This is a genomic window from Sphingobium sp. KCTC 72723 (assembly GCF_014280435.1).
Classification (GTDB): domain Bacteria; phylum Pseudomonadota; class Alphaproteobacteria; order Sphingomonadales; family Sphingomonadaceae; genus Sphingobium.
Map to the genome: position 1 here is coordinate 1,475,121 of NZ_CP060388.1, position 22,382 is coordinate 1,497,502.

The 22,382-nt window shown below is 62.0% G+C and carries 38 protein-coding genes; 33 read left to right on the forward strand and 5 right to left on the reverse strand.

All coding sequences use genetic code 11. The features are described from left to right. Positions 1-23 precede the first annotated feature (23 nt). The 14 genes from SPBM01_RS07425 to SPBM01_RS07490 all read left to right on the forward strand — a co-directional run bounded on the left by SPBM01_RS07425 (position 24) and on the right by SPBM01_RS07490 (position 7,271). Positions 24-596: a hypothetical protein gene (locus tag SPBM01_RS07425; RefSeq protein ID WP_223177801.1), complete on the forward strand. Its 573-nt coding sequence runs from the start codon at positions 24-26 to the stop codon at positions 594-596. Positions 597-756: 160 nt separating this feature from the next. Continuing rightward, positions 757-930, forward strand: coding sequence for a hypothetical protein (locus SPBM01_RS07430; protein WP_188065891.1), 174 nt, complete (start codon positions 757-759; stop codon positions 928-930). A gap of 167 nt (positions 931-1,097) precedes the next feature. After that, positions 1,098-1,589 (forward strand): terminase, encoded by a 492-nt coding sequence (locus SPBM01_RS07435; RefSeq protein WP_188064700.1) that lies wholly within the window; start codon positions 1,098-1,100, stop codon positions 1,587-1,589. Then, positions 1,552-1,959, forward strand: a complete 408-nt coding sequence (locus SPBM01_RS07440; protein WP_262504351.1) for a phage terminase large subunit family protein — start codon at positions 1,552-1,554, stop codon at positions 1,957-1,959. Before SPBM01_RS07435 ends, SPBM01_RS07440 begins: the two co-directional genes overlap by 38 nt. 83 nt (positions 1,960-2,042) lie before the next feature. Beyond that, on the forward strand, positions 2,043-2,267 hold the full coding sequence (locus SPBM01_RS07445; RefSeq protein ID WP_188064702.1) for a DNA-binding protein: 225 nt from the start codon (positions 2,043-2,045) through the stop codon (positions 2,265-2,267). Continuing rightward, positions 2,254-2,463, forward strand: coding sequence for a hypothetical protein (locus SPBM01_RS07450; RefSeq protein ID WP_188064704.1), 210 nt, complete (start codon positions 2,254-2,256; stop codon positions 2,461-2,463). Before SPBM01_RS07445 ends, SPBM01_RS07450 begins: the two co-directional genes overlap by 14 nt. A gap of 47 nt (positions 2,464-2,510) precedes the next feature. After that, complete coding sequence (locus SPBM01_RS07455; RefSeq protein ID WP_188064706.1) at positions 2,511-2,756, forward strand: hypothetical protein; 246 nt, start codon at positions 2,511-2,513, stop codon at positions 2,754-2,756. Between the two features lie 61 nt (positions 2,757-2,817). Then, positions 2,818-3,534, forward strand: a complete 717-nt coding sequence (locus SPBM01_RS07460; protein WP_188064708.1) for a helix-turn-helix domain-containing protein — start codon at positions 2,818-2,820, stop codon at positions 3,532-3,534. Further along, a complete protein-coding gene (locus SPBM01_RS07465) occupies positions 3,531-3,899 on the forward strand; it encodes a hypothetical protein (protein WP_188064710.1) in 369 nt (122 codons plus the stop codon). The genes SPBM01_RS07460 and SPBM01_RS07465 overlap by 4 nt, the downstream gene beginning before the upstream one ends. After that, complete coding sequence (locus SPBM01_RS07470) at positions 3,896-4,642, forward strand: phage antirepressor (RefSeq protein ID WP_188064712.1); 747 nt, start codon at positions 3,896-3,898, stop codon at positions 4,640-4,642. The genes SPBM01_RS07465 and SPBM01_RS07470 overlap by 4 nt, the downstream gene beginning before the upstream one ends. Before the next feature lie 56 nt (positions 4,643-4,698). Beyond that, on the forward strand, positions 4,699-4,908 hold the full coding sequence (locus SPBM01_RS07475; RefSeq protein ID WP_188064714.1) for a hypothetical protein: 210 nt from the start codon (positions 4,699-4,701) through the stop codon (positions 4,906-4,908). A gap of 214 nt (positions 4,909-5,122) precedes the next feature. After that, a complete protein-coding gene (locus SPBM01_RS07480) occupies positions 5,123-5,605 on the forward strand; it encodes a hypothetical protein (RefSeq protein WP_188064716.1) in 483 nt (160 codons plus the stop codon). A 332-nt stretch (positions 5,606-5,937) separates the two neighbouring features. Continuing rightward, the gene (locus tag SPBM01_RS07485) at positions 5,938-6,621 is read left to right on the forward strand and encodes a DNA-processing protein DprA (RefSeq protein WP_223177802.1); all 684 of its coding nucleotides are present in this window, start codon (positions 5,938-5,940) and stop codon (positions 6,619-6,621) included. After that, on the forward strand, positions 6,618-7,271 hold the full coding sequence (locus tag SPBM01_RS07490; protein ID WP_188064718.1) for a phosphoribosyltransferase: 654 nt from the start codon (positions 6,618-6,620) through the stop codon (positions 7,269-7,271). The genes SPBM01_RS07485 and SPBM01_RS07490 overlap by 4 nt, the downstream gene beginning before the upstream one ends. 6 nt (positions 7,272-7,277) lie before the next feature. Here the strand turns inward: SPBM01_RS07490 and SPBM01_RS07495 are convergent, their stop codons facing one another. Genes SPBM01_RS07495 through SPBM01_RS07515 form a run of 5 tightly spaced genes read right to left on the reverse strand, consistent with a single transcriptional unit; the run spans position 7,278 to position 9,010 of the window. After that, on the reverse strand, positions 7,278-7,775 hold the full coding sequence (locus SPBM01_RS07495) for a hypothetical protein (RefSeq protein WP_188064720.1): 498 nt from the start codon (positions 7,773-7,775) through the stop codon (positions 7,278-7,280). 20 nt (positions 7,776-7,795) lie between these two features. Further along, on the reverse strand, positions 7,796-8,278 hold the full coding sequence (locus SPBM01_RS07500) for a hypothetical protein (protein ID WP_188064722.1): 483 nt from the start codon (positions 8,276-8,278) through the stop codon (positions 7,796-7,798). A gap of 54 nt (positions 8,279-8,332) precedes the next feature. After that, positions 8,333-8,521: a hypothetical protein gene (locus SPBM01_RS07505; protein ID WP_188064724.1), complete on the reverse strand. Its 189-nt coding sequence runs from the start codon at positions 8,519-8,521 to the stop codon at positions 8,333-8,335. Beyond that, positions 8,518-8,769, reverse strand: coding sequence for a BrnA antitoxin family protein (locus SPBM01_RS07510; protein ID WP_188064726.1), 252 nt, complete (start codon positions 8,767-8,769; stop codon positions 8,518-8,520). Before SPBM01_RS07510 ends, SPBM01_RS07505 begins: the two co-directional genes overlap by 4 nt. After that, complete coding sequence (locus SPBM01_RS07515; RefSeq protein WP_262504352.1) at positions 8,729-9,010, reverse strand: BrnT family toxin; 282 nt, start codon at positions 9,008-9,010, stop codon at positions 8,729-8,731. The genes SPBM01_RS07510 and SPBM01_RS07515 overlap by 41 nt, the downstream gene beginning before the upstream one ends. Positions 9,011-9,374: 364 nt before the next feature. Between SPBM01_RS07515 and SPBM01_RS07520 the strand changes: the two genes are divergently transcribed. From SPBM01_RS07520 to SPBM01_RS07605, 19 genes are all read left to right on the forward strand, one after another. Beyond that, positions 9,375-9,641, forward strand: a complete 267-nt coding sequence (locus SPBM01_RS07520; protein WP_262504353.1) for a hypothetical protein — start codon at positions 9,375-9,377, stop codon at positions 9,639-9,641. After that, positions 9,634-9,882, forward strand: a complete 249-nt coding sequence (locus SPBM01_RS07525) for a hypothetical protein (protein WP_188064730.1) — start codon at positions 9,634-9,636, stop codon at positions 9,880-9,882. The genes SPBM01_RS07520 and SPBM01_RS07525 overlap by 8 nt, the downstream gene beginning before the upstream one ends. Next, complete coding sequence (locus SPBM01_RS07530; protein ID WP_188064732.1) at positions 9,879-10,163, forward strand: hypothetical protein; 285 nt, start codon at positions 9,879-9,881, stop codon at positions 10,161-10,163. The genes SPBM01_RS07525 and SPBM01_RS07530 overlap by 4 nt, the downstream gene beginning before the upstream one ends. A gap of 55 nt (positions 10,164-10,218) precedes the next feature. Next, the gene (locus tag SPBM01_RS07535; protein WP_188064734.1) at positions 10,219-10,536 is read left to right on the forward strand and encodes a hypothetical protein; all 318 of its coding nucleotides are present in this window, start codon (positions 10,219-10,221) and stop codon (positions 10,534-10,536) included. A gap of 1 nt (position 10,537) precedes the next feature. Beyond that, positions 10,538-11,008: a hypothetical protein gene (locus SPBM01_RS07540; protein WP_188064736.1), complete on the forward strand. Its 471-nt coding sequence runs from the start codon at positions 10,538-10,540 to the stop codon at positions 11,006-11,008. Next, positions 10,992-12,221, forward strand: a complete 1,230-nt coding sequence (locus tag SPBM01_RS07545) for a tyrosine-type recombinase/integrase (RefSeq protein ID WP_188064738.1) — start codon at positions 10,992-10,994, stop codon at positions 12,219-12,221. The genes SPBM01_RS07540 and SPBM01_RS07545 overlap by 17 nt, the downstream gene beginning before the upstream one ends. 50 nt (positions 12,222-12,271) lie before the next feature. Next, positions 12,272-13,930, forward strand: coding sequence for a terminase gpA endonuclease subunit (locus SPBM01_RS07550; RefSeq protein ID WP_410483047.1), 1,659 nt, complete (start codon positions 12,272-12,274; stop codon positions 13,928-13,930). 1 nt (position 13,931) lies between these two features. Further along, entirely contained in the window at positions 13,932-14,150 is a 219-nt protein-coding gene (locus SPBM01_RS07555; protein ID WP_188064740.1) for a phage head-tail joining protein, read from the forward strand. After that, positions 14,150-15,679: a phage portal protein gene (locus SPBM01_RS07560; RefSeq protein ID WP_188064742.1), complete on the forward strand. Its 1,530-nt coding sequence runs from the start codon at positions 14,150-14,152 to the stop codon at positions 15,677-15,679. The genes SPBM01_RS07555 and SPBM01_RS07560 overlap by 1 nt, the downstream gene beginning before the upstream one ends. Continuing rightward, positions 15,676-17,844 carry a ClpP-like prohead protease/major capsid protein fusion protein gene (locus SPBM01_RS07565; RefSeq protein WP_188064744.1) on the forward strand — a complete coding sequence of 723 codons (2,169 nt, stop codon included), beginning with the start codon at positions 15,676-15,678 and terminating at the stop codon, positions 17,842-17,844. Before SPBM01_RS07560 ends, SPBM01_RS07565 begins: the two co-directional genes overlap by 4 nt. Before the next feature lie 68 nt (positions 17,845-17,912). Beyond that, positions 17,913-18,164: a hypothetical protein gene (locus SPBM01_RS07570; protein WP_188064746.1), complete on the forward strand. Its 252-nt coding sequence runs from the start codon at positions 17,913-17,915 to the stop codon at positions 18,162-18,164. Between the two features lie 6 nt (positions 18,165-18,170). Next, positions 18,171-18,506, forward strand: a complete 336-nt coding sequence (locus SPBM01_RS07575; RefSeq protein ID WP_188064748.1) for a DUF2190 family protein — start codon at positions 18,171-18,173, stop codon at positions 18,504-18,506. Between the two features lie 45 nt (positions 18,507-18,551). Continuing rightward, positions 18,552-18,878, forward strand: a complete 327-nt coding sequence (locus SPBM01_RS07580; RefSeq protein ID WP_188064749.1) for a hypothetical protein — start codon at positions 18,552-18,554, stop codon at positions 18,876-18,878. A 2-nt stretch (positions 18,879-18,880) separates the two neighbouring features. After that, positions 18,881-19,186 (forward strand): hypothetical protein, encoded by a 306-nt coding sequence (locus tag SPBM01_RS07585; RefSeq protein ID WP_188064751.1) that lies wholly within the window; start codon positions 18,881-18,883, stop codon positions 19,184-19,186. Continuing rightward, the gene (locus tag SPBM01_RS07590) at positions 19,183-19,611 is read left to right on the forward strand and encodes a hypothetical protein (protein ID WP_188064754.1); all 429 of its coding nucleotides are present in this window, start codon (positions 19,183-19,185) and stop codon (positions 19,609-19,611) included. Before SPBM01_RS07585 ends, SPBM01_RS07590 begins: the two co-directional genes overlap by 4 nt. An 18-nt stretch (positions 19,612-19,629) precedes the next feature. Next, positions 19,630-20,865 (forward strand): hypothetical protein, encoded by a 1,236-nt coding sequence (locus SPBM01_RS07595; RefSeq protein ID WP_188064756.1) that lies wholly within the window; start codon positions 19,630-19,632, stop codon positions 20,863-20,865. Between the two features lie 7 nt (positions 20,866-20,872). After that, entirely contained in the window at positions 20,873-21,583 is a 711-nt protein-coding gene (locus SPBM01_RS07600) for a hypothetical protein (RefSeq protein ID WP_188064758.1), read from the forward strand. Further along, complete coding sequence (locus SPBM01_RS21870; protein WP_262504355.1) at positions 21,580-21,711, forward strand: hypothetical protein; 132 nt, start codon at positions 21,580-21,582, stop codon at positions 21,709-21,711. The genes SPBM01_RS07600 and SPBM01_RS21870 overlap by 4 nt, the downstream gene beginning before the upstream one ends. Beyond that, the gene (locus SPBM01_RS07605; RefSeq protein ID WP_188064760.1) at positions 21,704-22,381 is read left to right on the forward strand and encodes a DUF6441 family protein; all 678 of its coding nucleotides are present in this window, start codon (positions 21,704-21,706) and stop codon (positions 22,379-22,381) included. Before SPBM01_RS21870 ends, SPBM01_RS07605 begins: the two co-directional genes overlap by 8 nt. Position 22,382: the final 1 nt, after the last annotated feature.

The window sequence follows — 22,382 nt, forward strand, 5'->3', positions numbered from 1 at the left end:
AGAGAAGAACGGAGCAAGCGGGCATGAGCGGGCATAGGGCAACAGATTGGTGTATCGTGCGCACGTCGAGCGCTGGGACACTTGCCGTCGCCAGCGCGCTGGCAGACGCTGGCATTGAAGCATGGACACCCATCGGGATCGCGGTCAAGCGCGTGGGCAAGATGCGCGAGCGGGTCGAGCAGACTGCGCCGCTGATGCCCACATTCGCCTTTGCCCGCTATGACCGGATCGCAGATGTGCTGGCCATGGCGCACTCGCCGACGCCTTCATATCAGGTATGGGACAAGGATCAGCGCAGAATGGTTATGCGCGGATGCCCGTTCTTCAGGGTGTTCCGCCATGGTTTGACCTATCCTGCGGTGAGTGATCGTGAGCTTGATCAGCTGCGCGTTGCTGAGCAACACGGCCGCCCAATTGAGCATGTGCGGATGTTCACGCCGGGCGAGGCGGTGCGGTGCGGTGACATGCCCAGCTTCGAAGGGCTGGTAGGCATTATCGAAGAGGTGCAGGGCAGCTATGCGCATGTGCGGTTTACTGGCTTTGGCGGACACGCCAGGGTGAAGGTCAATTCACGCCGCCTTCTATCGGCCGCTTGACGACTGCGGAACATATCATATACATCTGCGTCTTCGCCGCGCAGCGCGGCATAGGCATTTGCCGAAGTGTGGCCTAGCCACTGCGGTCGCCGATCCACCGATCATGCTTTCGGGGTTGTGCGACGCATTTCTGTGATCACTGATCGAGATGGAGCGAGCCATGCAGCATCGCTTATGCCCGGCTGACCACATGGAGCGCCTGGCCGGCGAACTGCACAGCGTGGCATTCGACATGCGCGAGCCGTCGCGGTCCATCGGGCGGGCGGAGCGGATCATCAGCGAGGTGGAGCGCATCGTGGCCGAGGCACGGGCCGTGGTGCGCGGGAGGGGGTGACGCCGCCCCTCCCCCCCCCTGCCCTTGGGTCCTTCCGGGCGGATCTCCCTATACGGGGGGCAAAGGCGCAGAAGCTCGCTAGCCACAGAAACTGCCTTAGTTCTTCCTCCCTAAAGTAATAGGCGACGGTTTTCTGCGGGTTTCACAGTAATCGAACAGGGAAGTGCATGGACATCGACCTGAGCGAGCCGACCCGGCCACACCTTGCCGCTCTGTTCGGATGCTCCAGCCGCTGGATTGGCGAACTGCGATCGAAGGGCGACCTGCCTGCGGATGGCGCTAGCTGGGCCGAAAACCTTGAGGCCTACGTCAGCATCAAGATCGGGCGGCATGATCCCGATGCCCTCGATCTGGAATCGGAGCGCGCGCGCCTTGCCAAGGAACAGGCCGACGGCAAGGCCATGGACAATGCCGAGCGCCGCAAGGAGTTGGCGAACCGCACCGACATGATCGCCGCAGGCGCGGGCGTCATCATCATGGCGGTTTCCCGGTTGCAGCAGGTCGGCGCGCAGGTGGCGCAGGGCGATGTGAAGCTGCGCAAGAGGATCGAAACCGCAATCAATGACGTGCTGACCGATCTTAGCATGACACGCATCGAGGAGGCGGTTGGCGGGGGCTTTGATGACGAAGACGCCCCCGGAGACGACGACGAAGATTGAGGCGCTGCGCATCACCAGCGTTGACGGCGCGGTCGTCGCTCAGCACTGGCTGGCGGCTTTCGCTCCAAAGATGCGGCCGAAGCTGTCGCAGTTCATGTGCGACCACGCCCGGTCCGATGATGGCGCGAAGATCCGGCCGTTCCCCTTCCAGTCCGACATGGCGGACGCCTTCACCGACCCGGAAACGTCCCAGGTCTCCGTCCGTAAGAGCAGCCGCATCGGCTACTCCACAATCCTGCAATCGTTCGTCGCATGGCGCATCGCTTATGATCCGGCGCGGAAACTGATTAATCCGCCAAAAAGAACCAATTACATCAATAATAACAGTACCTTAGGCTCGCTCCGGCGGGCCATTTTTTCATCCTTATAACCCCCAACCACCACAAGCCGAAAGGCTTAAGATTCAACTACTTACAATCAGGCGCGGCTGGCCCGTGTCGCAAGGAGTGTCGCATGAGCGTTGCAAGAGACGATAAGCAATCTGACCTTTTAACGGGTGTCGCGGCGATTGCCGAGCACCTAGATTGGCCTGAGCGCAGAGTGCTTTACCAGCATGAAAAGGGCCTAATCCCTACATTCCGCCAAGGGCGTTTGATTTGCGCGCTCCGCTCCGCCCTCGCCGAGCATTTCGCCGAACAGACGCGCGCGGCGCGGGCAGGCAGCGATGCCAAGCCTTGAGCTTACCGGCCGGGCCATCGTGCTTGACTGGCAAGGCCGAAGCATGATCCGCCTGCGCGTCCAGCCGCCCCGCATTGGCGGCTCTGACGATGCAGACCCAGCCGACGCGCTGTTCACCTCCGCCCTGACCGCCTCCCGCGCCGCTGGAGAGCTTTCCGTCGCCCACGGCTGGCCCATCGTCGCCGCCTTCGCCTGAGCGCGCCCCTGAGCGGCCTCCCTGCCGCCCTCCCGAGGAAATGCCCCATGAAGAAACGCCAATCCGGCGCGCATCGTCGCGGCCGGGCAGAAATCCATGCGCCCTATTGCCTCCTGATCCGCCGCACCCGGTACGACTTCCGCGTCGATGTCAGACCGGATCATATCGACAGCGCCGCCATGAACCTGGGGTTCGACGCTCTCGCCGACGCTCGCGACTATGCCGCCCGGCTGGCCGCCAGGCGCGGCTGGGAGGTGGACGATCGCACCACGCCGAGCGGTGCGGCCCAATGAGCGAGGCCGCCACCGCCGCCCTCACCCGCACCATGCCAGCCGCGACGGGGGCGCACCTTGCATGAGCTTTTCAGCCATCGCATGGGCGGCGACACAGGACACCGGAAACATGGCCGCCAAAATGGCTCTGCTCGCACTGGCCAACTGGGCAGACGATAGCGCCCGGGCTTTCCCATCGACCGCAGCCCTAGCCGCCTTCGGCAACATGGACGTTAAAACGGCGATCACTGCTATTGCCCGGCTCGAGGCCATGGGCTTTGTGTCAGACACGGGCGAACGTCGCGGCCGGACCCGTCAAATCAAGGTCTATGCCATCAACCTTGATCGACCGCCCGAAAAGGCAAAGGCCACCAAAAGCGGAACACTTCCGAAAACGGAAGACTTCCAAAAGCGGAACACTTCCGTTTTTCCCGGGGAAGACACCCGAAAACGGGTGACGGACACTATCAGGGACACGGTAGATATAGATGCTAACGCATCTATCCCCGAAGATGCCGAAATTGGGCATGAACCGGATGCCCTTAGACCAGAGCATTTCGTGGAAATATGGAACGCGCTTGCTGCCCGTCTGGGCAAGCCGTCAATCCGTAGCCTGACGCCCGAGCGCCGCCAGAAGCTCAAGGCGCGGATGGCTGAATATTCAATCGAAGACTTCAAGCAGGTGCTGGCCAGCATCGATCACTCCCCCTTCCTGCGCGACGGCCGGTTTCTCACCTTTGATTGGATCATCGGCAAGGCCAATTTCCTCAAGGTGCTGGAAGGGAATTACAACCGATGAAAGCAAACCCCCTTGGCAACGCACAAGCCATATCATCGGGCGGCTGGAGCGAGCAGCGCATGCTCGAATGGTGTCACGAGAACAACCGCTGGGCATACGACATCGGCATGCGCAGGTGGCATTACGTCCAATCGGGTCAAGACGGCAAGGCTGCGAATTTGCAGATGGTCGACGGCATCACCGCAGATGAAGTCTGGACGATCTCGCGCGGCAAGCATCTCGCTTATGCCAATTGGGCGCCGGAGCGCCTCGACAAGCTGGAGCGTCGCTGTCGCTGGCTGATCGAGCGCGGCATGCCGCCAGAAGCCTTCGCAACTCTCTGCGCCCGGCACGGCTGGGCTACACCCCGGAGTGCAGCAGCATGACGAACATCGTCCCCTTTCATTTCGAGGATCACGCGCTCCGCGCCATCACCGACCACGATGGACAGGCTTGGTTTGTCCTGGCCGACATTTGCGGGATGCTGGGCCTTCGCAATCCGACCACGGCCGCAAAGCCGCTCGACCAGACGGAGAAGGCTAAGATTTTCCTAGGGTCGGGATCCGATGCCACCATAGTCAGCCTCTCCGGCTTGCTCACGCTGATCGTGCGTTGCCGGGATGCCATGAAGCCCGGGACCCTGCCATACCGGGTGCGCAAATGGATTACGGCTGAAGTCGTCCCAAGCATCATGAGAACCGGGCAATACGGCACTCCAGCCCCCGCGCTGGACCTGTACGATCCAGCCGTACTTAAACGCCTAGTCCACGACCTATCGGGCATGGCCGTCAATGCAGGTGAGCGCATTGCCCAACTCGAACCCAAGGCTGCCGCCCTTGACCGGATCGCAGACGCCCAAGGCATGATGTGCCTGACCGACGCGGCAAAGGCGTTGGGCGTCCCGCCGCGCAAACTGTCAGCGTGGATGGAGGGCGCAGGCTGGATATTCCGCAGGTCCGATGGCGGCCCCTATGTCGCCCACGGGAAGGCGCTGGCGGCGCACCTACTGGAACATAAGGGCTACACAGTCCAGCGACCCGGCAAGCCTGACAAGTGGGTTGCCCAGGTGATGGTGACACCGAAAGGGATGGCGCGCCTGGCCGAACTACGAGCGGGCACGGGAGGATAGCCGCACACCTTTTCCCCGCCACTTGCGCCCCGAACATTCCACCTAAGGAGACGACGATGACCACGGACACCAGCACCCCAACGCCCGAGACGCCCGCATGGGATTACGCACAGTTCGCCGCCCGAGAGTTCTGGCTAGACCTAGGCCGCGAGATCAACGACCACACGATGGCGGCCACTGCCATGATCAACCTCGCCACGTCGATGTTGACGGAAACGCTGGGCTACACGGACGCGCCGGAAAGCCCTTGCGAGGCTACCCCCTAGCCTGCATCATCAGTGTGAGACGATGGTGCCAGCCGATCCGGCAACGATGGCCGCCTGCCCCCCCCTGCCCTTGGGTCCTTCCGGGCGGATCTCGCTATACGGGGGGCAAAGGCGCACAATCTCTCTAGGCACAGCCTCTCCTAAGGGGGGCATAATAATATTTGCCAAAACCACCGGATTTGCTGAACTTTGCACCACCCGGAGAATAAATTTTATGGCGACGCAATCGCAGGTCGCGGAACATCTCGACCTAAATCAGTCCACAGTCTCAAAATTGAAAGACAAGGGCGTTTTGCCCGATCGCGCCAAACCGGGGGGCTTCGATCTTGACGCCTGCCGCTTGGCCTACATTCGTCACCTGCGCACGGGTGCGGCCGGGCGCGACAGCACGAAGCCCGGAAGCCTTGAAGCCGAACGCGCACGGCTGGCGTCCGCGCAGGCCGAAGCGATCGAACGAAAGAACGCGATCGAGCGTGGCGACCTTGCATCCCGGCCCGATATGACGAACGCCTACGCTGGCGTCATCGAGATAGCCGTTTCACGCCTTCAGCGGGTAGGAGCCCAGGTCGCCAATCAGGACTGGAAGCTGCGCAAGCGCATCGAAGACGCGCTGAACGATGTGCTTTCTGATTTGGCTAAGACGCCGATCGATCTCGCCCTCGCTGACCAAGACGACGACCGCGAAGAAGGAGAATAGGTTATGGACGCCCCCAACAGCTCCAACCCGACAAACCGACATGAAGAGAGGCCCAGCGGCATAAAGGTCGCTAGCGCCGACGGGGCAGTCATCGCCCGCGCATGGCTTCGCGCATTCCGCCCCGTCCCTCAACCCCATCGGGAAGCCGATGAACGCCGGGATGGGCCGGAGGCCTAGCGCACGCGTGTGATTTGCGCCTTCGCCACAGATATGCGAGTTTCAGGGCAGAGGGGCGATTCATGCAGGTGCTGCCAGTGACGAAAGGCGTAGGGCGATCGACAACGGCCGGGACGCGCGGTCCTCGCTATGTCCCGCCAGCGGGCGCGGAAGCGGTGCCATTCTCGCGCTTGCTCGCCATGGGCGGGCGCGCCCAGATGGAGCCGCGCCAAATCGACTTTCTGCGATCCGTCACCAAATCGGACGAGACGGGTGCAGGCCGGGTGTATGTGGCGGGCGACGTCGATCTTCTGTCCAATCGCTGCATCGCTGTAATCGGCGCGCGCAAGGCGAGCGAGTTGGGCCGCAAGCGCGCCCGCCAGCTGGGGCGGCAACTCGCCGAGGCGGGGATAATCGTCACCTCCGGGCTTGCGGAGGGCATCGACACCGAAGCGCTTACAGGTGCGATCGAGGCGGGCGGGCGCGTCGTCGCTGTCATCGGAACTCCGCTGGACAAAGCCTATCCGGCTGGCAACCGGGAATTGCAGGAAGCGATTTACCGCGACCACCTGCTAATTTCCCAGTTCGCGACGGGGGAGAGGGTCTTTCCCTCAAACTTCCCGGCCCGCAACCGGACCATGGCCGCCCTGTCAGATGCAAGCGTGGTCATTGAGGCTTCCGATTCATCTGGCACTCTGCATCAGGCGGTAGAGTGCCAACGTCTGGGGCGCTGGTTGGTCATCGCTCGCAATGTGGTAGAAAACCCGGACCTGACGTGGCCCGCAAAGTTTCTGGCATCGCCGCGAACGACGATCCTAGATAGCACGGCTAAATTGATCGGGGATGTCTACCCGGCATGAGCCTGATGGTGCATTCGTACTGCGGATATCCCAGCTATGAGGGATTAACCGCATGGAACGGCAGCGACCATGACGCGCATATGTTCGTGCAAACGCTTAAGGGGCGTGCCATCAATGGCTATGTCACCCTTCGCAAACCGAGCGGTCCGTGGGTCAGATTCACGACCGAGACGCCGCAACCTGCCTTCGATATCTGGAGCGAATGGGCTGGCGCACTAGCGCTCCGATTGCTGCCAGGCGGAGGCCTCATAGTTCCTGTCCCGTCGTCCGATTGCCTCGCAATAGGTGCAGACGCCAAGGGCAAAAAGCTGGCCGATCATGTCGCGTTGCGAGCGCCAGGGTTCACGGTCGCAGAGGCGCTGCATTGGGAAGAGCAGTGGCAGAAGGCCAGCGAAGGCGGGCCGCGCGATCCCGGCATCCTGTTCGAAAATATCCGTGTGGAAGACGCCCTGCCCAAACATGAAGTTATCCTGATTGACGACGTAGCGACTACGGGTGGCCACCTAATTACCGCCGCCCGAGCGATGCGCTGGGCAGGCCATCGGGTGCGCTTCGCAATCTGCGCCGCGTCCACCGTTAAGACGCGGCCGGAGCGAGGGATTTTCACCATCGCCACGCGGGACCTCGAAGCGGACCCGTTGGAGCTTTAGCCGCGGTCAGCCGGCTGGTGCTGCGCCTTCCATTGCATCTGGCGCTTTCACAGAGCTGAATATTTCGACCCGGTCATCGCCGATGCCTGCAACCGTCAACGACCACTGCGGAAAGGCTGCGAAACGCTCAAAGTCTCGCGTCACTGGCTCGCCGGTCCGAAGCGAGATATAGATTTCTTCATAATTGTAGCGCGCCGATAGGCAGGTCTCACCGTTGACGATGCAGATCGATCCGGGTGGAATGTCGCCTTTGAAGGGGCTGGCAACAATCCCGGTGTCCACTGACACGGCTGCATCGTCCGCGACAAGCCAAGGGCCGTCGTTGGTGGCGCCCATTACCATGAACCGCCGGTGTCCCTCGCCGCCCAAGGTAATAACTGAGGGCTTGCCCTCAACCGCGCACCGAAACGTCGGAGCTTCCTTATAGCGCGTCGGACAAAGCAGCCAGGTGCCGGGCGCAGACTGCATGACATCGGTCATGGTCAAGTTCTTGATCGGGATCATGTCTTTCCTTTGGGCGAGGGTTAGGCTTTTGGACGATCGATGAAACCGTAGACTGATACCAGCGCCTCTTTCAGCGCCGCCCGGACGGCTGGCAGGTCGTGGCATCCTTCAGGCCGTGAAGCGAACACATCACCTTCATCCGGCATCATACCCACCGTGATCTCGTTTCCATCGTGCGTTATCGTGACGCACAGCCCTGCCACCCCATATGTCCCGCTGTTATCAGCGCGCGCCTTGTTCCCGAATATCTGAAAAGAGAGGATGGGCGGAATAAGCGGATACTCGGTCCAGCTTTCCTTAATCTCGACCCGCAAACCCCGCGCTTCATATGCGCGCCGAGCGTCATCTAGTATCGGCTGAACCTTCATCTCCAAAAACGACCGACCGATAACTGCCAAATGGTGTTGATCGAATAACTCGTCGAGATTCTCGACAACCCCCTGATTTAGCCGTTCCTGCCGCTGCCTCTCAAATTCGTCTGCGAAATCATCAAATTCACTCATCGACGCTGATCCCTCATCATGTAGCCCGCTCCATTGCGCAATCCTGCCTGGCCGCTACCGCACAGATCCGTGCAACCGGAGGAATGCCAGCAAGGCCTTGCCATCTTCCGTCGGCGCACGCTTCAATCCATGGCAGCGCGGGCACTGAACTGCCGTCTGCATGAATGTCGCCGTCTTGACGCCGCCCACCTTGCCCTCGCCGCCGCATTCCGGGCATTCCTCATCGAGGGGAGGCAGGGTCATGGCTGCGCCCTCCGCAGCGCATCATTGACCCGCGTCTGCCACCCCGCCCCGGTCGCCCGGAACTTCGCCAGCACGTCCACGTCCAGCCGCAGCGTCACCTGCTCCTTGCCCGGACCCGACGGGGGGCGGCCCATGCGCTTGCGGCGCTCCGCCAGCCCATGCTGCAATGCTTTCTCGGTAACGTCGAAATCGTCGGGATCGCTGGGATCAGCCGGGATCGCTATTGTAGTATTCGGCTTCCTTGCCATTGCTTTTCCTCACAGAAATGAAGCGGGCCACTGGCCCTCGCATGACGTAAACGGCCGTCCATAACCGGCCCTCAACATCGCCGATCACCTTTTGACGATCCTCGCCGTCAACCGCTCGGGCCGATGACAGGATCAGGTGAGCAGCATCCTCGAACACCTTGACCCCATGCGCCAATGAAACGCCATGTTTGGCGAGATTTGCAGCATTCTTCTCGGGGTCAAACTCGATGTCCATGGCCATTATGTAACTACACATGTCGGCGCGGTCAATCACATTCGTAACTACAAAATGCGATGAATTGAGCGCGCACGAAAAGAACCCCGCTTGCAAGGCAGGGTTTTTCCGTTCACTGTAGAAGGTGAGTGTAAGAGCTCGGACCAGTGATAGGCGATCCGACCCGTTGGAGCGGGAATGATCGCCGAAGACGAACAGCGGGGGTTGGCGCCCTTTGCTGACCGGACCATTATGTCCGGGAGTGGGGCGCTATACAATACCCTCTGGGGAAATCGTCCCACCTGTCTCACTGGCAGGCTCTTACCCTCCCGGCACCGTGGCGGAACCCACGGAACACCGGCTGTAAGAGGCCAAAACCAGTGAGCAAACCATGATCAACTTTAGGTATGATCGGGCGCGGCAAAGTGCTGCCCCCGCAATCCATTTCCTACACGGCCGCGACCTGGCCGCACGGATCGAACGATCCTGCGCCACGGCTGGCATCACACCATCGCGATTCGGGCGGGATGCCGTTGGCGACCCGGCGCTTGTCGCGGACCTGATGACCGGACGGCGCAACATGCGCGAGCAGACCCGCGTCCGTGTGCTGGCCGCCCTCACCCGCATGGAGAGCGGAAAGGCGGTGCGCCATGCTTGACCTCAAGATCAAAGCGGCTGGCCGCACCCTCGCCCCTGCTGACCTCCCCGGCGCGATCGGCGCAGCCCTCGCCTACCGCGAGCTTGGCGATCTGGTCGAAAGCCTCATCGGGCAAATGGTGGCCCTCGCTCCTTTCGTCGCCGAGGATACAGCCCTTGCAACGGATGGGCGCGCCCTCGCCGATGGCGATTACGCCCACCGGAGCCTTGCCCGCTTCCTCGACCGGAGGGCAGCGGCATGACCCAAACGATCGACCGCACCGGCCGCCCGCTGTTCTTCCCGCCTTCCATGGACATGGACGACGCGGGTATGATCATCCCCCGCCCCTTCGATGAACTGGCGCTGTTTGCCGCCAACATCGCGCCGCACGAACTGTTCCCGTTCATTCGGAGACTGATCAACGGCACCAGCCGACGGCGCAATCATGCCAAATGGGCAGCCGTCAACGAGCAGCGCCTGCTGCTGGCCCGCCTCTGCATAGAGCGCGCCATGACAGACGGGACACTGGCCCGCCCTCACTGACACAACCGCCCCGCCCGGATCGGCTGGGCGGGGCCTCCCATGGAGGATCACGATCATGACGACACCCACACTATTGCGGCCGCAATACAAGCCGTTCGACGTTGACGCATGGCGGCGAGAGAATGACGCCCCAGATCCGGCGATAAAACTCGCTCCAGCCCATGCATCAGCCAATTACAGCGACCTGATTTATGGCCTTGAAGCCATAGCCGATTTTGTCGGCCTGACGGTAGCCCAGGTGAAGCATCAGATATCAATTTCCGGCTGGCCGACCTTCAAACAGGGCCGCACCGTCTGCGCGCTCCGCTCCGCCCTCGCCGAGCATTTTGCCGAACAGACGCGGCTGGCGATGCAGAACCGGAAGGGCGGCTGATATGGCGACCCTCGCACCCTGGCACCTGCGCGACGACGATCGGGTCTATGGCCTCGATCGGTTGGCCGCGTGGTTGGCCTTCCCCTTCCTGCACACCCGCATGATGGTCCGGGAGGGGTATCTGCCCCACCGGCGTGAAGGCCGCTCCATCTACATCAGCAAGGCTGAAGCGATAGCGCACTTCGACGCGACGGAGGCGGCCAAGTGCCGCCCCGACGCGATCGCGGCGCGGCTGGCGGGGGAGCCTGATGTAATAGCGGGCACGGCTGACATCGCGGCGCATCTGGGCATGAGCCTGCCTCAGCTGCGCCACCATTATCTCCGCAACGGCGTCCCGCTGTTCCAGATCGGCCGGACGCCCTACGCGCGCCGGCCTTCCCTCAACCTATGGGCGACGGCGCTGGGCAGCATGTCCGGCTGGGACCGCCGCCGCGCACGCAAGGAAGGAGCCGACCATGGCCAACGTCTCTAAACGCCGCTGGACCTATAAGGGCGTCGACAAAGAGGCTTGGATTGTCCGCTACAGGGACATGAAGGGCACCTATCGGCAAAAGACCTTCGACAAAAAGAAGGATGCGGATCGCTTTCGTACGAAGGTGGAAACCGAGATCGAAAACGGCACCCATATTCCGGCCGCCGACAGCCGGACCGTGGATGCCGCGTCCAAGCTGTTCCTCGAAGAGATAGAGCATAAGGTGTCGATCGGCGCGCTACGCCCCAGCACCGGCAAGAACTACCAGCACGCATTTGCTAACGCCATCTTGCCGGGCCTTGGTGGCAAGCTGCTAATTGACGTTCAGCCCCTCGACGTTGAGCGGTGGTATCGCGATCTTATCAAGGCGAGCAACCTACATCCTCGTACCGCACATCGTCGCCTGTGGTTCCTCAAGGCCATGTTTCGTTTCGCGATCAGGCGTAAATGGATGCGCGAAAACCCGGTCCTCGATGCGATGGAGGCGATCGGGCGGCCGAAAGAGGCGAAGATCGAGATATTCGCCTTGGAGGATGTCCGGGCCGTCATTCAATGCGCCAACAATCGACCATACAGGGCGCATGACCGAGCGTTTCAGATGGCGCGGCTGGCCGTGAACCTCGCCGCCTTTTGCGGCTTGCGGTGGGGTGAGATATTCGGCCTCACCCTCGCCAACGTTGACCTTCAGCGGCAAACGATCCGGGTTGCGCATACCATTGATGGGCTAGGCAACCTACAAGAGCCGAAAACGGCGGCTGGCAACCGAACCGTGCCTCTGCCCGATCATATAGCCCTTCAACTCACCGAATGGCTGGCGACTTATCCCACGGCCAGTACACGCGGACTCGTTTTTGCCACGAAGAACGGCCAGAACATGTGGGCGGGCAACTTTCGGGATCAGCAATGGGTGCCGCTGTTGAAACGGGCGGGCATCGCGGATCGCAACGGCAGCAACCTGCATTTTCACGCGCTGCGCCATTTCGCGGTGAGCTGGATGATCGAAAATAGCTGGCCGATCACCGACGTTGCTGCGATCGTCGGACATGCAAATGTGTCCATCACGCTCAAAACATATGCGCACGTCGTGAAGGGCCGCCAGCAGTCGGCGGAGGCCATGCAGAGCCTCGCTCAAAAGCTCCTCATGGGCGCGCCGGTTGCGCAACAGCAGATCGCGCACGTTGCAAGAGCGTCGCATGAGACGCTAAACCACTGAAAAATATCCATACATAGCGTCCGGCGCGAACGCTCATCTACCAGCCGACAATCGATGACGCTGAGAAGTTCAGCCGAGACGATCTCGATCCGGTTTTGCAATGGTCGGTTGTTCGCAAGGTAGCCCAGTTCAAGCCGCGCCATTCGGATAACCAGATCCGGGCGAAGCGCTACAAGGGCGGCTGGATACAGATCAAGGGCGCGAACAGCCCCAAGGAATTCCGGCGCGTCACATCTGACGACGTGTTTCTGGAGGAATGCGACGGCTACCCATGGGCCACCAAGGAAGAAGGCGACCCGGCCCGCCTGGCATATAAGCGCAACCTGACATCGCCGCGCCGGTTCAGTGCGGCTGGCTCCACGCCCAAGGTCAAGGGCTTCAGCCGCATCGACATGATGTTCGAGCAGGGCAGCCAGGAATATCGCTACGTCCCTTGCCCTGATTGCGGTCATATGCAGACGCTTGTTTTTGGCGACGGCACGGGCACCGGAATCCGATGGGCACCGAAGGAAAACCCGACGCGCGCTTGGTATCAGTGCGAGAATGGATGCGAGATCGCCGAGGCTGAGAAGCCTTGGATGGACGAAAACGGCGAATGGCGGGCGCATAATCCCGGCGCGTTCCCCCGCCACCGCTCCTTTCACATCTGGGCGGCTTACAGTCAGCATCCCGGCGCGGCGTGGCTGGAAATAGCGCGCGAGTTCATGGAGGTTCGCAAGGACCCGAACCTGCTCCGCACCTTTGTAAATCAGGTGCTGGGCGAGGCATGGGCCGAACGCGGTGAAGCGCCGGAATGGCAGCGCCTCTATGACCGTCGGGAGAAGGGGATGCGGCTGGGAACGCCCCCGGACTGGGCCGGACTTTTGATCGGCGCGGCTGACGTCCAGCGGGGCGGCGGTGGCCGCATCGACATGGATATCTGGGCCTTCGGGCCTGGCAAGCGCCGGGCGTTTGTCGAACGTATCGAAGTGTTCGGGCCGATCGCGGACAAGCGCACCTGGGCTAAGCTCGATCAGGAAGTTTCGCGGACGTGGGAAACGGAAGATGGCCGCCGGATGCGACTTGCGCGCGTGGCAGTCGATTCCGGCGACGGCGAGAATACCATGGAGGTCTATCAGTGGGCGCGCCGCCACCCTGGATTTGCCATGGCGGTGAAGGGGCGTGAGAGCATCGCCGCCCAGCAGGCGATCGGCAGCCCCAGCTGGCAGGATGTGACGGTCAACGGACGCAAGCTCAAACGCGGCGTCCGGCTGTGGAACATCGGCACGTCGATGTTGAAAATGGAACTCTACGGCCAGCTTGGCCTGGATAAACCTGTCGACGGCGAAGATTACCCCGACGGCTATATCTATCTGCCCGACGGGCTTGGCGATGAGTGGATCAAGCAGCTGGTCGCCGAAGAGCTGCGGTTTGTGAAGCTGCGCAACGGCGGCATACGGCGCGAATGGCACAAGGTCAGAGATCGCAATGAAGCCCTTGATAATGCGATCTATGCCCGCGCGGTGTCCGTGAGCTTGGGCATAGATCAGTGGAAACCGAAACAGTGGGCGCGGGCCATGGGCGAGAACACCGTCCCGAAGGATGCTCCAGACATAGATCCAGAAGCGGCATCGCCCGCAGAATCTGCCGCGACACTGCCCAGCAAACCTAAAACCGAGCGCCGCGCCAAGCAGCGCCGGGAGAACCCTTACACGAGCAGGAGGCGGTAGCATGACGACCTGGACAACGTCCGATCTCGCAATCGTTCGCTCGGCCATCGCCTCTGGCATTCGCTCGGTCACCTTCGCGGATGGTCGCAAGACAGAATACCAGTCTCTCGATCAACTGCTCGCCGCAGAGCGCGTGATCGAAGCGGCCCTCAAAATGCAGGCGCAGACAGCAAGCGGCGTTTTGCGCCGTCGGACGCCTTACTATCGGAACGGGTTGTAATGCAGCGCTTCATCGACCGCCTACTGGGGCGCACGGGCAGGACAGGTGAGACTGCCGACGTCGCGAAGCCTGTCCGGCAACGCATTCGCACAGCCCAACGCGCACAATATGATGGTGCCACCGTCGGACGCCGCGCAGCCGGCTGGCGCCGCACACGGCTCGATGCCAACGGCGAACTAACGCCCGCCACCCAGATGGCACTGCGCGGCATCGCCCGTGATCTCGACCGCAATAATCCATGGGCGACGTCGGGCGCCAACAAGATAGCCGAACACATGGTCGGTACGGGCATCACGTTTCAGGTCTACCGCAATGGTAAGGTCGACGCTGCCCTGAACGACCTGGCCCGCAAGCACTTCGACACCACCAATTGCGACGCAGGCGGGCGCCACGACCTCTATGGAATTCAATTGCAGGCTGCCCGGGCCATCGTTGTCAGCGGCGGCGTCCTGTTGCGCCGCCGCTGGCGTCGGAAGAGCGACCGGCTGCCCTTGCCCATGCAGCTGCAATTACTTGAGCCAGACTATATCGACGGCTCGCGCATTGGCCCAATGGCAACGACGCCGGGGGTGGCGGCCGGTTACTTCGTTCACGGCATCCAGTTCAGCCCGGTCGGACGTCGCGAAGGTTATTGGCTGTATAACACGCATCCGGGCTCGACGCGGCCCAGCGACAGCGCGTCCACCTACGTCCTAGATCGGGATGTTGCCCACATATTCCGAGCCGATCGGCCCGAACAGGAGCATGGGGCAACATGGTTTGCCCCGGTCATCCTGCGGCTGAAGGATTTCGGAGATTATGAAGACGCGCAGCTGACGCGGCAGAAAATCGCATCCGCATTTGCCGGCTATGTTAAGGGCGACGACGACGGCCAGTTTCCGGGCATCGGGAACGACGCGGATGACGGCGATGATCCCGCCGATCGGGAACCGCTCGATTTCGTGGAGAGTGGCACGATCCAATATCTGCGGCCGGGCGAAGAGATTACATTCCCTTCCCCTCCGGGCGTCGATGGCTACATGGACTATTCCCGAGTGTCCCAGCGCGCGATCGCGGCGGGCCTGGGCGTGCCATATGAGCTGCTTACCGGCGACCTGTCCCAGGTCAGCTTTATCTCTGGCAGGTTCGGCCGCCTCACCTTCAATCGCGCTGTCTCTACTTGGCAGTGGCTCATGTTCATCCCGCAATTCTGCGCAAATGTCGAACGTTGGTTCCTTGAGGCAGCGGAGATGGAGGGGCACGATATCTCCGGCGTTTCAATGCGTTGGACGCCGCCAAAGCAGGAGATGCTGGATCCTGCCAGCGAGGTTCCCGCCAATCGCGACGCGGTTCGGTCGGGTCAGAAAACGCTGAGTCAAGTCATTCGTGAGAACGGCGACGATCCCGACACATTCTTCGCAGAAATGGCAGACGACGCGAAGCGGCTTGATGACCTCAAACTCATCCTCGACTGCGATCCCCGCCGCGTCACCGCCGTCGGCAACCCCACCGAACCCAAGCCCGCCACTGGCGAAGGAACACGTAAATGATCGAAATCCTGATCTATGGGATCGTCGGTGACGAATGGGATGGCCTCGACGCCAAAACCATCTTCGCCCTGATAGCTGGCGGCGACGGCGATATAGTCGTGCGGATCAACTCCCCCGGCGGCTATGTCATGGAGGGGCTTGCGATCTTTAACGCCATTGTCGGCGCGAAGGCGGCGGGCCGGAAGGTCACCGTTCACATCGACGGCCTCGCAGCTTCGATGGCTTCTGTGATCGCCATGGCCGGTGACGAAATCATCATGGCCGACAATGCGCTGATGATGATCCACAATCCCTGGGATGTCGCGATTGGCGACGCGCGGGAATTGCGGGCCGCCGCGGACAAGCTCGACATCATCCGTGATCAGCTGGTGCGCATCTACTCAGGTCAGACCGGCATTTCTGCCGACGACCTGATCGTGATGCTCGACGCCGAAACCTGGCTGACGTCCGAACAGGCCCTTGAACAGAACTTCATCACGTCGGTGTCGGAGGCGTCGAGCGCCTCGGCCTGCGACGTCAAAGCATTCGGGTTCAAGCATGTGCCCGATAGCCCGCTCATCTCCGCAATGGCGATGGCGGGCACCACCCCGACGGCGCCCGCGCCTAAGACCAAGGATAATCCCATGAACCTTTATCAGACCCGCGCGGCGCTGGTTGCCGCGATTGCCAAGTTCCAGAAGGATGGCGGCACCCAGGAAGAGATCGACAAGATCCGCAATTCCGCGATCGCTCTCGACGCGAAGGACGCCTTGCCCGCGACCGGCGCACTCGCCATGTTGCCAGCAACCACGCCGACCGATACTTCGGTCACCGCGCTCACCGCCGTCGATGTTCAGAATGCCGTCGCCACGGAGCGCTCGCGCGTCGCTGGCATTCGCGCCCTGGGTACAAAGCACGGCATGGAAGCGGCGTTCATCGACGAACTGATCAACTCCGACACGACGCTGGCCGTCGCGCGCGAAAAGATCCTCGACAAGCTCGCCGAACAGGGGGACGCTGCCAACATCGGCCACAATAGCCCGGCGCGCGTCACCACGGACCAGCGCGAAAAGTTCATCGAAGGCGCGACGAACTGGATCCTCGTAAAGGCGGGCGTCGCCCCCATGATCGAGCAGGCCGCCGCCGCGCGCGGCGAAACCCTGCGAATTGATCCCGGCGAGTTCCGCGGCGTCCGCAACGTCGATTTGGCCCGTGAAGCCCTGTCGAACATGGGCGTCAACATCGCATCGCGCGACCCTGACGCGATCGTGCGCGAAGCTATGACCACGCGCGGCGCGGTGATCACGCAAACGACCAGCGACTTCCCGACACTGTTCGAAAACGCGATCCATCGGACCCTTCAGGCAGCCTATGCGATTACGCCGGACACCTGGTCGCGTTTCTGCGGCACCGGCACGGTAACCGACTTCCGCGATCACAGCCGCTATCTACGAGGCAGCTTCGGCGCGCTGGACAATGTCAACGAGTCGGGTGAGTTCAAAAACAAGCCTATCCCCGATCTGGCGAAGGAAAAGATCCGCGCGACCACGAAGGGCAACATCATCAACCTGTCGCGTCAGGCGATCGTCAATGACGACATGGAGGTGTTTTCGGGCCTTGCCGTGGATCTCGGCCGCGCCGCCAAGCTGACGATCGAGATCGACGTTTATGCGCTGCTCAATTCTAATCCGCTCATGAACGACGGCGTGGCCCTGTTCCACGCCAACCACGGCAATCTTGCCGGTGCCGGCGCGGCTCCGACAATGGCGTCGTTCGATGCGATTGACGCGGCGATGGGTGCGCAGAAAGACATCAGCGGCAACGAATATCTCGAAATCACGCCGACCGTTCTTCTCGTGCCGCGCGGCCTGCGCGGCGCGGCGTTGACCGTCAACGGCAGCGAATATGATCCCGACGCGGTCAACAAGCTCCAGAAGCCCAACATCGTGAAAGGCATGTTCAGCGACATCGTCGCGACGCAGCGGATCAATGGTACGGCCTATTACGCCTTCGCCGATCCGAACGTCGCGCCGGCGATTGAGGTCGTGTTCCTTAATGGCGTCACCGAGCCGTTCACCGACAGCCAGGACGGCTGGCGTGTCGATGGCGTCGAGTGGAAGGTCCGGCACGATTACGGCGTCGGCGCCGTCAACTACCGGTCTGCCTATAAGCAGCCGGGGGCGTAACCGTCGGGGGACATTGAAGCGATGGCCGGTGCGGTTCCGATCGCACCGGCCATGCCAGGAGACGATACATGAAGTTCATCAAGCTCATCACCTCCGCTCACGTCAATGGCGTACTGCGTCACCCACATGAGGGTGTCCTGCATGTCACCAACGATGAGGCGGATCGCGTCATCGAAAATGACGGCGCCATCGACGTTTCGGACGATTTTTCCGACCAGCAGGATGCGGAAGCGCCTGCGGAATCCATCACCACCGATGCCGACAGGGCCGCGCCGACCAAGCGCGGCGACAAGCCTGCGGCTTATGCCTCGAAGGAGTAAGTCACGATGGCCCGTAATTATGTCCAGCCGGGGGAAACCCTTACGTTCACTGCGCCCTACGCTGTCGCGTCCGGCGCCGGCTTTCTGGTAGGCGTACAGTTTGCCGTTGCCCTTGCGGATGCCGCTAATGGCGCTTCCGTCGAGGGGCGTGTCAAAGACGTATGGGACCTCGCGAAAGCCCCTGGTGAAGCGTGGACAGCATTCGCGAAGGTTTATTGGGACAATACCAATAAACGGCTCACAACGACATCGGCTGGCAATACCTACGTCGGTGTATCGGTCCAAGCCGCCGCTTCGGCCGATACCGTTGGGCGCGTTAAGCTCAACGGCACCCCCGCCTAGCCCTTATAATGGCGGCGCAAAAGCGCCGCCATTTAGGAGATACCCATGCGCAAAATTCTTCTCCATTCAGCTACGATCGATCGTCATGGCAAGTGGCGCGATGCCGGATCCGAACTGACTGTCGGTGCCGAAGACATCACTGACACCGATCTGACCACTACGCGGGCTGACGAACTGATCAATAGCCAGCGGGCCGTCGCAGCAACCACTGCCCGTTCGGATGCGGCATTCGGAAAGGCGCCTGCAAAGCGGGCAAGCAGGTCGAAGGTCAAGGCCGCGAAACCGGCCGCTGAAAAGGCACCGGCACAGGAAGAATCGCCAGTGACGACAGCGCCTGTCGATGTGCCGATTTCTGTCGAAACGAGTAAATAATCATGCGCGCGGAAGAGGCGCTGGCGCTGGCCCAGATCCGTGCGCTCTATGAAGAGATAGTCACCTATACGGGCGCTGGCCTGAGCGGCGAAACCGTCGGCGCTATCCCCAGCGACACTTCCGCGCCCTCCTTTCAAGGCCCCGGATCTACACTGCGTAGCCTGACCTTCGAAATTGCATATTCCGCCCTGCCGGAGCGCCCTCGCAAGGGTAACGTGATCGGCGGCTATGCGGGCAAGGACTGGACGGTCGACGATATTACCGAACGCGACGATCTTGGCGCATGGGTGCTGGGGGTTCAGCTATGACGGTCAGGGGCGCGATCTTCGCTGAAATCGAGGCGCGGCTGAACGGCATCGACGGAATCGGAGAGGTTGAGCGCCTGCCAAGCGGCGATCCTGATCAATTCCCGGCGCTGTCGATCTATGACGGCGCGCAGGAAGTGGCGGAAGAAGGCTCGGACTTTACCCTGCATCGCCTGTCCCTCACCATCGAGGGCTATGTCGAGGGCAGCGCCGGTTCCGACGTCCATGACGAACTCAGCGCCCTCTATGCCGACACGGTCGTCGCGCTCTTGCCCGATCCACCACTGGGCGGCCTGGCGCAGACCATTTCCGAGGCTGGGATGCGTGTCGCTGTCGCTGAGTTGGCGAACAAGAGCCGCCTTGGCTTTGGCCTGGACTTCACGATCGAATTTTTCACCCAGCGCGGCAACCCGGCGCTGCCCGCCTGACACTCAAGGAGCATTATCATGACCGATCCGGTTATCCGGCCGCGCAATGGCGTCTTGCTGATTGCGCTCCAGTCGGCGGAGGGCGTCGCCGCATCTCCGTCGGCAGCGACCGACGCTATCCCCTTCGAGGATGGGAGCATCAGCTATAACAGCCCGTTCACGACCGAGGCTTCGAATGAAGCCAGCGGATCGCTTGTTGCCGCCGCGCCCATGGTAATCGGTCAGCCCGCCACGATCGGCTTCCGCAGCCGACTGAAAGGCGCTGGCGCTGGCGTCACCTATACATTGAGCGTCAAGCCACCGCTCCACGCGCCGTTGCAAGCCTGCGGGATGCGCGGTCTGTTCACCGCCGCCATCGCCGCAGCTGCACTGACCGCCGGCGCGATCGACAGCGGCACGCTCGGCACGGGATACAGCACAACTGCCCAGGCCTATCGCGGGATGCCACTCATTCTGTCGGGTGGGTCGGGCGCAGGGCGCGTGCCGCTGATCACTGATTATTCCGCGTCCAAGGTCGCAAAGCTTAGTGACAAATATGGAGCCGCCCTCGACACCAGCACATCCGCCGCAATGCCTGCCAACTGGTCCTACGCGGGCACGTCACCTGCCGATGGCGCAGCGCGCGCCGCCGACCATCCGCTTGCGACCATCTACTGGTATGAAGATGGGAACCTGCTGCAGTGGATCGACTGCCGGGGGACTGTCGATTTCGATGGCAACACCGCGCGTCCTGGCTTTGGCGCATTTTCCTTCACCGGCGTCTACATGGGCAAGACGGCTGCATCCGTGCCGTCCAACGCCGTCATCGCCAGCCATTCCGCTCCGCTTCTCGTGCAGGGCGCGGGTGTCGTGCCTGCATTTCAGGTCAACCGTCGCGGGCTGGCGATCAGCCGCTGGTCGTGGACGAATGGCGGCAATATCGAAAGCCCCGAAGATCCAAACACCCCCCAAGGCTATGCTTCGGGCCAGATCGGCGGGCGCGGCACCGTACTGGAGGCTGATCCATTGTCCACTCAGGTGGCCGTCCGCGATGCGTTGGCCGAAATCGCTGCCTTCGCCAACTATCCCGCTTCGCTGCAGTTCGGCACCGTTGCAGGCAATCGCGTGTCACTGCTGGGACCGGTGGTGCAGCCGATCGAGGCCAATCCAACCGACCGTGGCTCGTTCCGCGCGGAAACCACGCGCTGGCAGGCTCTGAACCCCGGCAAGGATGCCGTCGGCCGCGATGGCGACCGTATTCTGACTTTCTCCTGAGGTGACCATGATCCCCACCGACACAACCACCGGCCACGGTTATACGCCCAGCTGGCGCAAAGATGATCCCAAGGCACCGCGCTACTTTTTCCGCGCCGCGTCGGTTATCGAACGTGCCCAGATGGAGGCTGAACTGTCCGGCGAACATGCCGCCGGGCGCGTGTTTCCGTTCGAGATGGTCGCTGCCTTTCGCAGCGGCCTTCAGGTCCTTCTGGCGGATGATCCGGCGATCGATACATTGCTGGAACTGGTGGAGGCCGAAGCTGGCGGCAAGACGCTGGGCGAGGAAGATCGTCAGACTTTGATCCAGGCACGGGCCGTTCTGGCCCAGCACTGGCCCGCGTATCGCGAGCTTGTGGCGCAGCAGGAACGCCGGAAAGAAATCGCGCCCATCGTGGTATTCCGCCGCTTCTGCATCGGATGGCACAATGTCGATGCGACGTTCATCCTTGGCAAGGACAAGGCCATCCCTGAAGCCGTCCTCGCGCAGATCGACCCCATGGAAATGATCGGCGCGGGCAATTTCGGCTACGGCCTCCTCTATGGTTCCGCCGCTGACCGGGATTTTCAGCAGCCCTTGCCGTCCGACGCCGCCCCCTCGACTTCGCCGAGCGACAAATCGATGGAGGATGGATCATTGATGGCGAGCGATGGTCCGACAATCCCCGGCTCGAACTACCTGGATGGATCTGGGGCGTTGTCGACCTCTGGTTCATGACCCAGCGGTACGCCGGTCCATTCGGCGGCATCGCGCTTCCGTGTAGCGGCGCGGCCGGCGACCAACCCGCTGCATTGTTCGACGCCATGTTGATGCTGGACCGTCTGGGAAAGGTGAAGGATGGCTAGGCAAAGCGGCTTTGAAATCGACACTGCTTCGCTTCGCCGCGCGCGTGATGAGGGTGTGCGGCGGGTACTTACGGCCGGGGCGGACGCCATCCGATCAACCACCCGCAATCTGGAGCAGGATCTCGAAGCGCTGGTGCGCGGCGCTGTGCGGGGTAAGCTGTGGCGGGCGCTCAAGTCCGACGTGTTTCCCGATCGCGGCCCCGCGCGCAACCCTGCCGGGACGGTCTATATCAATGGCGGCGGTCGCACGAAGGGGGCCTTCGCGTTCTTCACGCAGCCAGGGCGGATCGTGGGAAAGGATGGCTTCTATCTCGCCATCCCCTTGCCCGCCGCCGGTTCGCGTGGCGGGAGCCGCAATTTGACGCCGGGGGAATGGGAGCGGCGCACCGGCATTCGGCTGCGCTTCGTTTACCGTCCAGGCCGCGCCTCGTTGCTGGTCGCTGATGAAGGCACGCTCAATGGCAGGACCGGCACCTTTCGTCCCATAACGCGCAAGCGGACACAGGCTGATGAGCGGCGCGGTTTTACGCGCGGTGCGACGACGACGCCGATCTTCGTCCTAATGCCCAGCGTCCAGTTCGCCAATAGGGTGGCGTTGCAGCCCACGATCAATGCTGCCGCAGGAAGGCTTGCGGCTGAGGTTTCCAAACGACTGCAATCAGGAGGGTAGA

What these genes read in the sequence shown, in the direction of transcription:
- SPBM01_RS07425 (WP_223177801.1), top strand. Translation starts at nt 24, where the DNA reads ATGAGCGGGCATAGGGCAACAGATTGGTGTATCGTGCGCACGTCGAGC.
- SPBM01_RS07430 (WP_188065891.1), top strand. Translation starts at nt 757, where the DNA reads ATGCAGCATCGCTTATGCCCGGCTGACCACATGGAGCGCCTGGCCGGC.
- SPBM01_RS07435 (WP_188064700.1), top strand. Translation starts at nt 1,098, where the DNA reads ATGGACATCGACCTGAGCGAGCCGACCCGGCCACACCTTGCCGCTCTG.
- SPBM01_RS07440 (WP_262504351.1), top strand. Translation starts at nt 1,552, where the DNA reads ATGACGAAGACGCCCCCGGAGACGACGACGAAGATTGAGGCGCTGCGC.
- SPBM01_RS07445 (WP_188064702.1), top strand. Translation starts at nt 2,043, where the DNA reads ATGAGCGTTGCAAGAGACGATAAGCAATCTGACCTTTTAACGGGTGTC.
- SPBM01_RS07450 (WP_188064704.1), top strand. Translation starts at nt 2,254, where the DNA reads ATGCCAAGCCTTGAGCTTACCGGCCGGGCCATCGTGCTTGACTGGCAA.
- SPBM01_RS07455 (WP_188064706.1), top strand. Translation starts at nt 2,511, where the DNA reads ATGAAGAAACGCCAATCCGGCGCGCATCGTCGCGGCCGGGCAGAAATC.
- SPBM01_RS07460 (WP_188064708.1), top strand. Translation starts at nt 2,818, where the DNA reads ATGAGCTTTTCAGCCATCGCATGGGCGGCGACACAGGACACCGGAAAC.
- SPBM01_RS07465 (WP_188064710.1), top strand. Translation starts at nt 3,531, where the DNA reads ATGAAAGCAAACCCCCTTGGCAACGCACAAGCCATATCATCGGGCGGC.
- SPBM01_RS07470 (WP_188064712.1), top strand. Translation starts at nt 3,896, where the DNA reads ATGACGAACATCGTCCCCTTTCATTTCGAGGATCACGCGCTCCGCGCC.
- SPBM01_RS07475 (WP_188064714.1), top strand. Translation starts at nt 4,699, where the DNA reads ATGACCACGGACACCAGCACCCCAACGCCCGAGACGCCCGCATGGGAT.
- SPBM01_RS07480 (WP_188064716.1), top strand. Translation starts at nt 5,123, where the DNA reads ATGGCGACGCAATCGCAGGTCGCGGAACATCTCGACCTAAATCAGTCC.
- SPBM01_RS07490 (WP_188064718.1), top strand. Translation starts at nt 6,618, where the DNA reads ATGAGCCTGATGGTGCATTCGTACTGCGGATATCCCAGCTATGAGGGA.
- SPBM01_RS07495 (WP_188064720.1), bottom strand. Translation starts at nt 7,775, where the DNA reads ATGATCCCGATCAAGAACTTGACCATGACCGATGTCATGCAGTCTGCG.
- SPBM01_RS07500 (WP_188064722.1), bottom strand. Translation starts at nt 8,278, where the DNA reads ATGAGTGAATTTGATGATTTCGCAGACGAATTTGAGAGGCAGCGGCAG.
- SPBM01_RS07505 (WP_188064724.1), bottom strand. Translation starts at nt 8,521, where the DNA reads ATGACCCTGCCTCCCCTCGATGAGGAATGCCCGGAATGCGGCGGCGAG.
- SPBM01_RS07510 (WP_188064726.1), bottom strand. Translation starts at nt 8,769, where the DNA reads ATGGCAAGGAAGCCGAATACTACAATAGCGATCCCGGCTGATCCCAGC.
- SPBM01_RS07515 (WP_262504352.1), bottom strand. Translation starts at nt 9,010, where the DNA reads ATGGCCATGGACATCGAGTTTGACCCCGAGAAGAATGCTGCAAATCTC.
- SPBM01_RS07520 (WP_262504353.1), top strand. Translation starts at nt 9,375, where the DNA reads ATGATCAACTTTAGGTATGATCGGGCGCGGCAAAGTGCTGCCCCCGCA.
- SPBM01_RS07525 (WP_188064730.1), top strand. Translation starts at nt 9,634, where the DNA reads ATGCTTGACCTCAAGATCAAAGCGGCTGGCCGCACCCTCGCCCCTGCT.
- SPBM01_RS07530 (WP_188064732.1), top strand. Translation starts at nt 9,879, where the DNA reads ATGACCCAAACGATCGACCGCACCGGCCGCCCGCTGTTCTTCCCGCCT.
- SPBM01_RS07535 (WP_188064734.1), top strand. Translation starts at nt 10,219, where the DNA reads ATGACGACACCCACACTATTGCGGCCGCAATACAAGCCGTTCGACGTT.
- SPBM01_RS07540 (WP_188064736.1), top strand. Translation starts at nt 10,538, where the DNA reads ATGGCGACCCTCGCACCCTGGCACCTGCGCGACGACGATCGGGTCTAT.
- SPBM01_RS07545 (WP_188064738.1), top strand. Translation starts at nt 10,992, where the DNA reads ATGGCCAACGTCTCTAAACGCCGCTGGACCTATAAGGGCGTCGACAAA.
- SPBM01_RS07555 (WP_188064740.1), top strand. Translation starts at nt 13,932, where the DNA reads ATGACGACCTGGACAACGTCCGATCTCGCAATCGTTCGCTCGGCCATC.
- SPBM01_RS07560 (WP_188064742.1), top strand. Translation starts at nt 14,150, where the DNA reads ATGCAGCGCTTCATCGACCGCCTACTGGGGCGCACGGGCAGGACAGGT.
- SPBM01_RS07565 (WP_188064744.1), top strand. Translation starts at nt 15,676, where the DNA reads ATGATCGAAATCCTGATCTATGGGATCGTCGGTGACGAATGGGATGGC.
- SPBM01_RS07570 (WP_188064746.1), top strand. Translation starts at nt 17,913, where the DNA reads ATGAAGTTCATCAAGCTCATCACCTCCGCTCACGTCAATGGCGTACTG.
- SPBM01_RS07575 (WP_188064748.1), top strand. Translation starts at nt 18,171, where the DNA reads ATGGCCCGTAATTATGTCCAGCCGGGGGAAACCCTTACGTTCACTGCG.
- SPBM01_RS07580 (WP_188064749.1), top strand. Translation starts at nt 18,552, where the DNA reads ATGCGCAAAATTCTTCTCCATTCAGCTACGATCGATCGTCATGGCAAG.
- SPBM01_RS07585 (WP_188064751.1), top strand. Translation starts at nt 18,881, where the DNA reads ATGCGCGCGGAAGAGGCGCTGGCGCTGGCCCAGATCCGTGCGCTCTAT.
- SPBM01_RS07590 (WP_188064754.1), top strand. Translation starts at nt 19,183, where the DNA reads ATGACGGTCAGGGGCGCGATCTTCGCTGAAATCGAGGCGCGGCTGAAC.
- SPBM01_RS07595 (WP_188064756.1), top strand. Translation starts at nt 19,630, where the DNA reads ATGACCGATCCGGTTATCCGGCCGCGCAATGGCGTCTTGCTGATTGCG.
- SPBM01_RS07600 (WP_188064758.1), top strand. Translation starts at nt 20,873, where the DNA reads ATGATCCCCACCGACACAACCACCGGCCACGGTTATACGCCCAGCTGG.
- SPBM01_RS21870 (WP_262504355.1), top strand. Translation starts at nt 21,580, where the DNA reads ATGACCCAGCGGTACGCCGGTCCATTCGGCGGCATCGCGCTTCCGTGT.
- SPBM01_RS07605 (WP_188064760.1), top strand. Translation starts at nt 21,704, where the DNA reads ATGGCTAGGCAAAGCGGCTTTGAAATCGACACTGCTTCGCTTCGCCGC.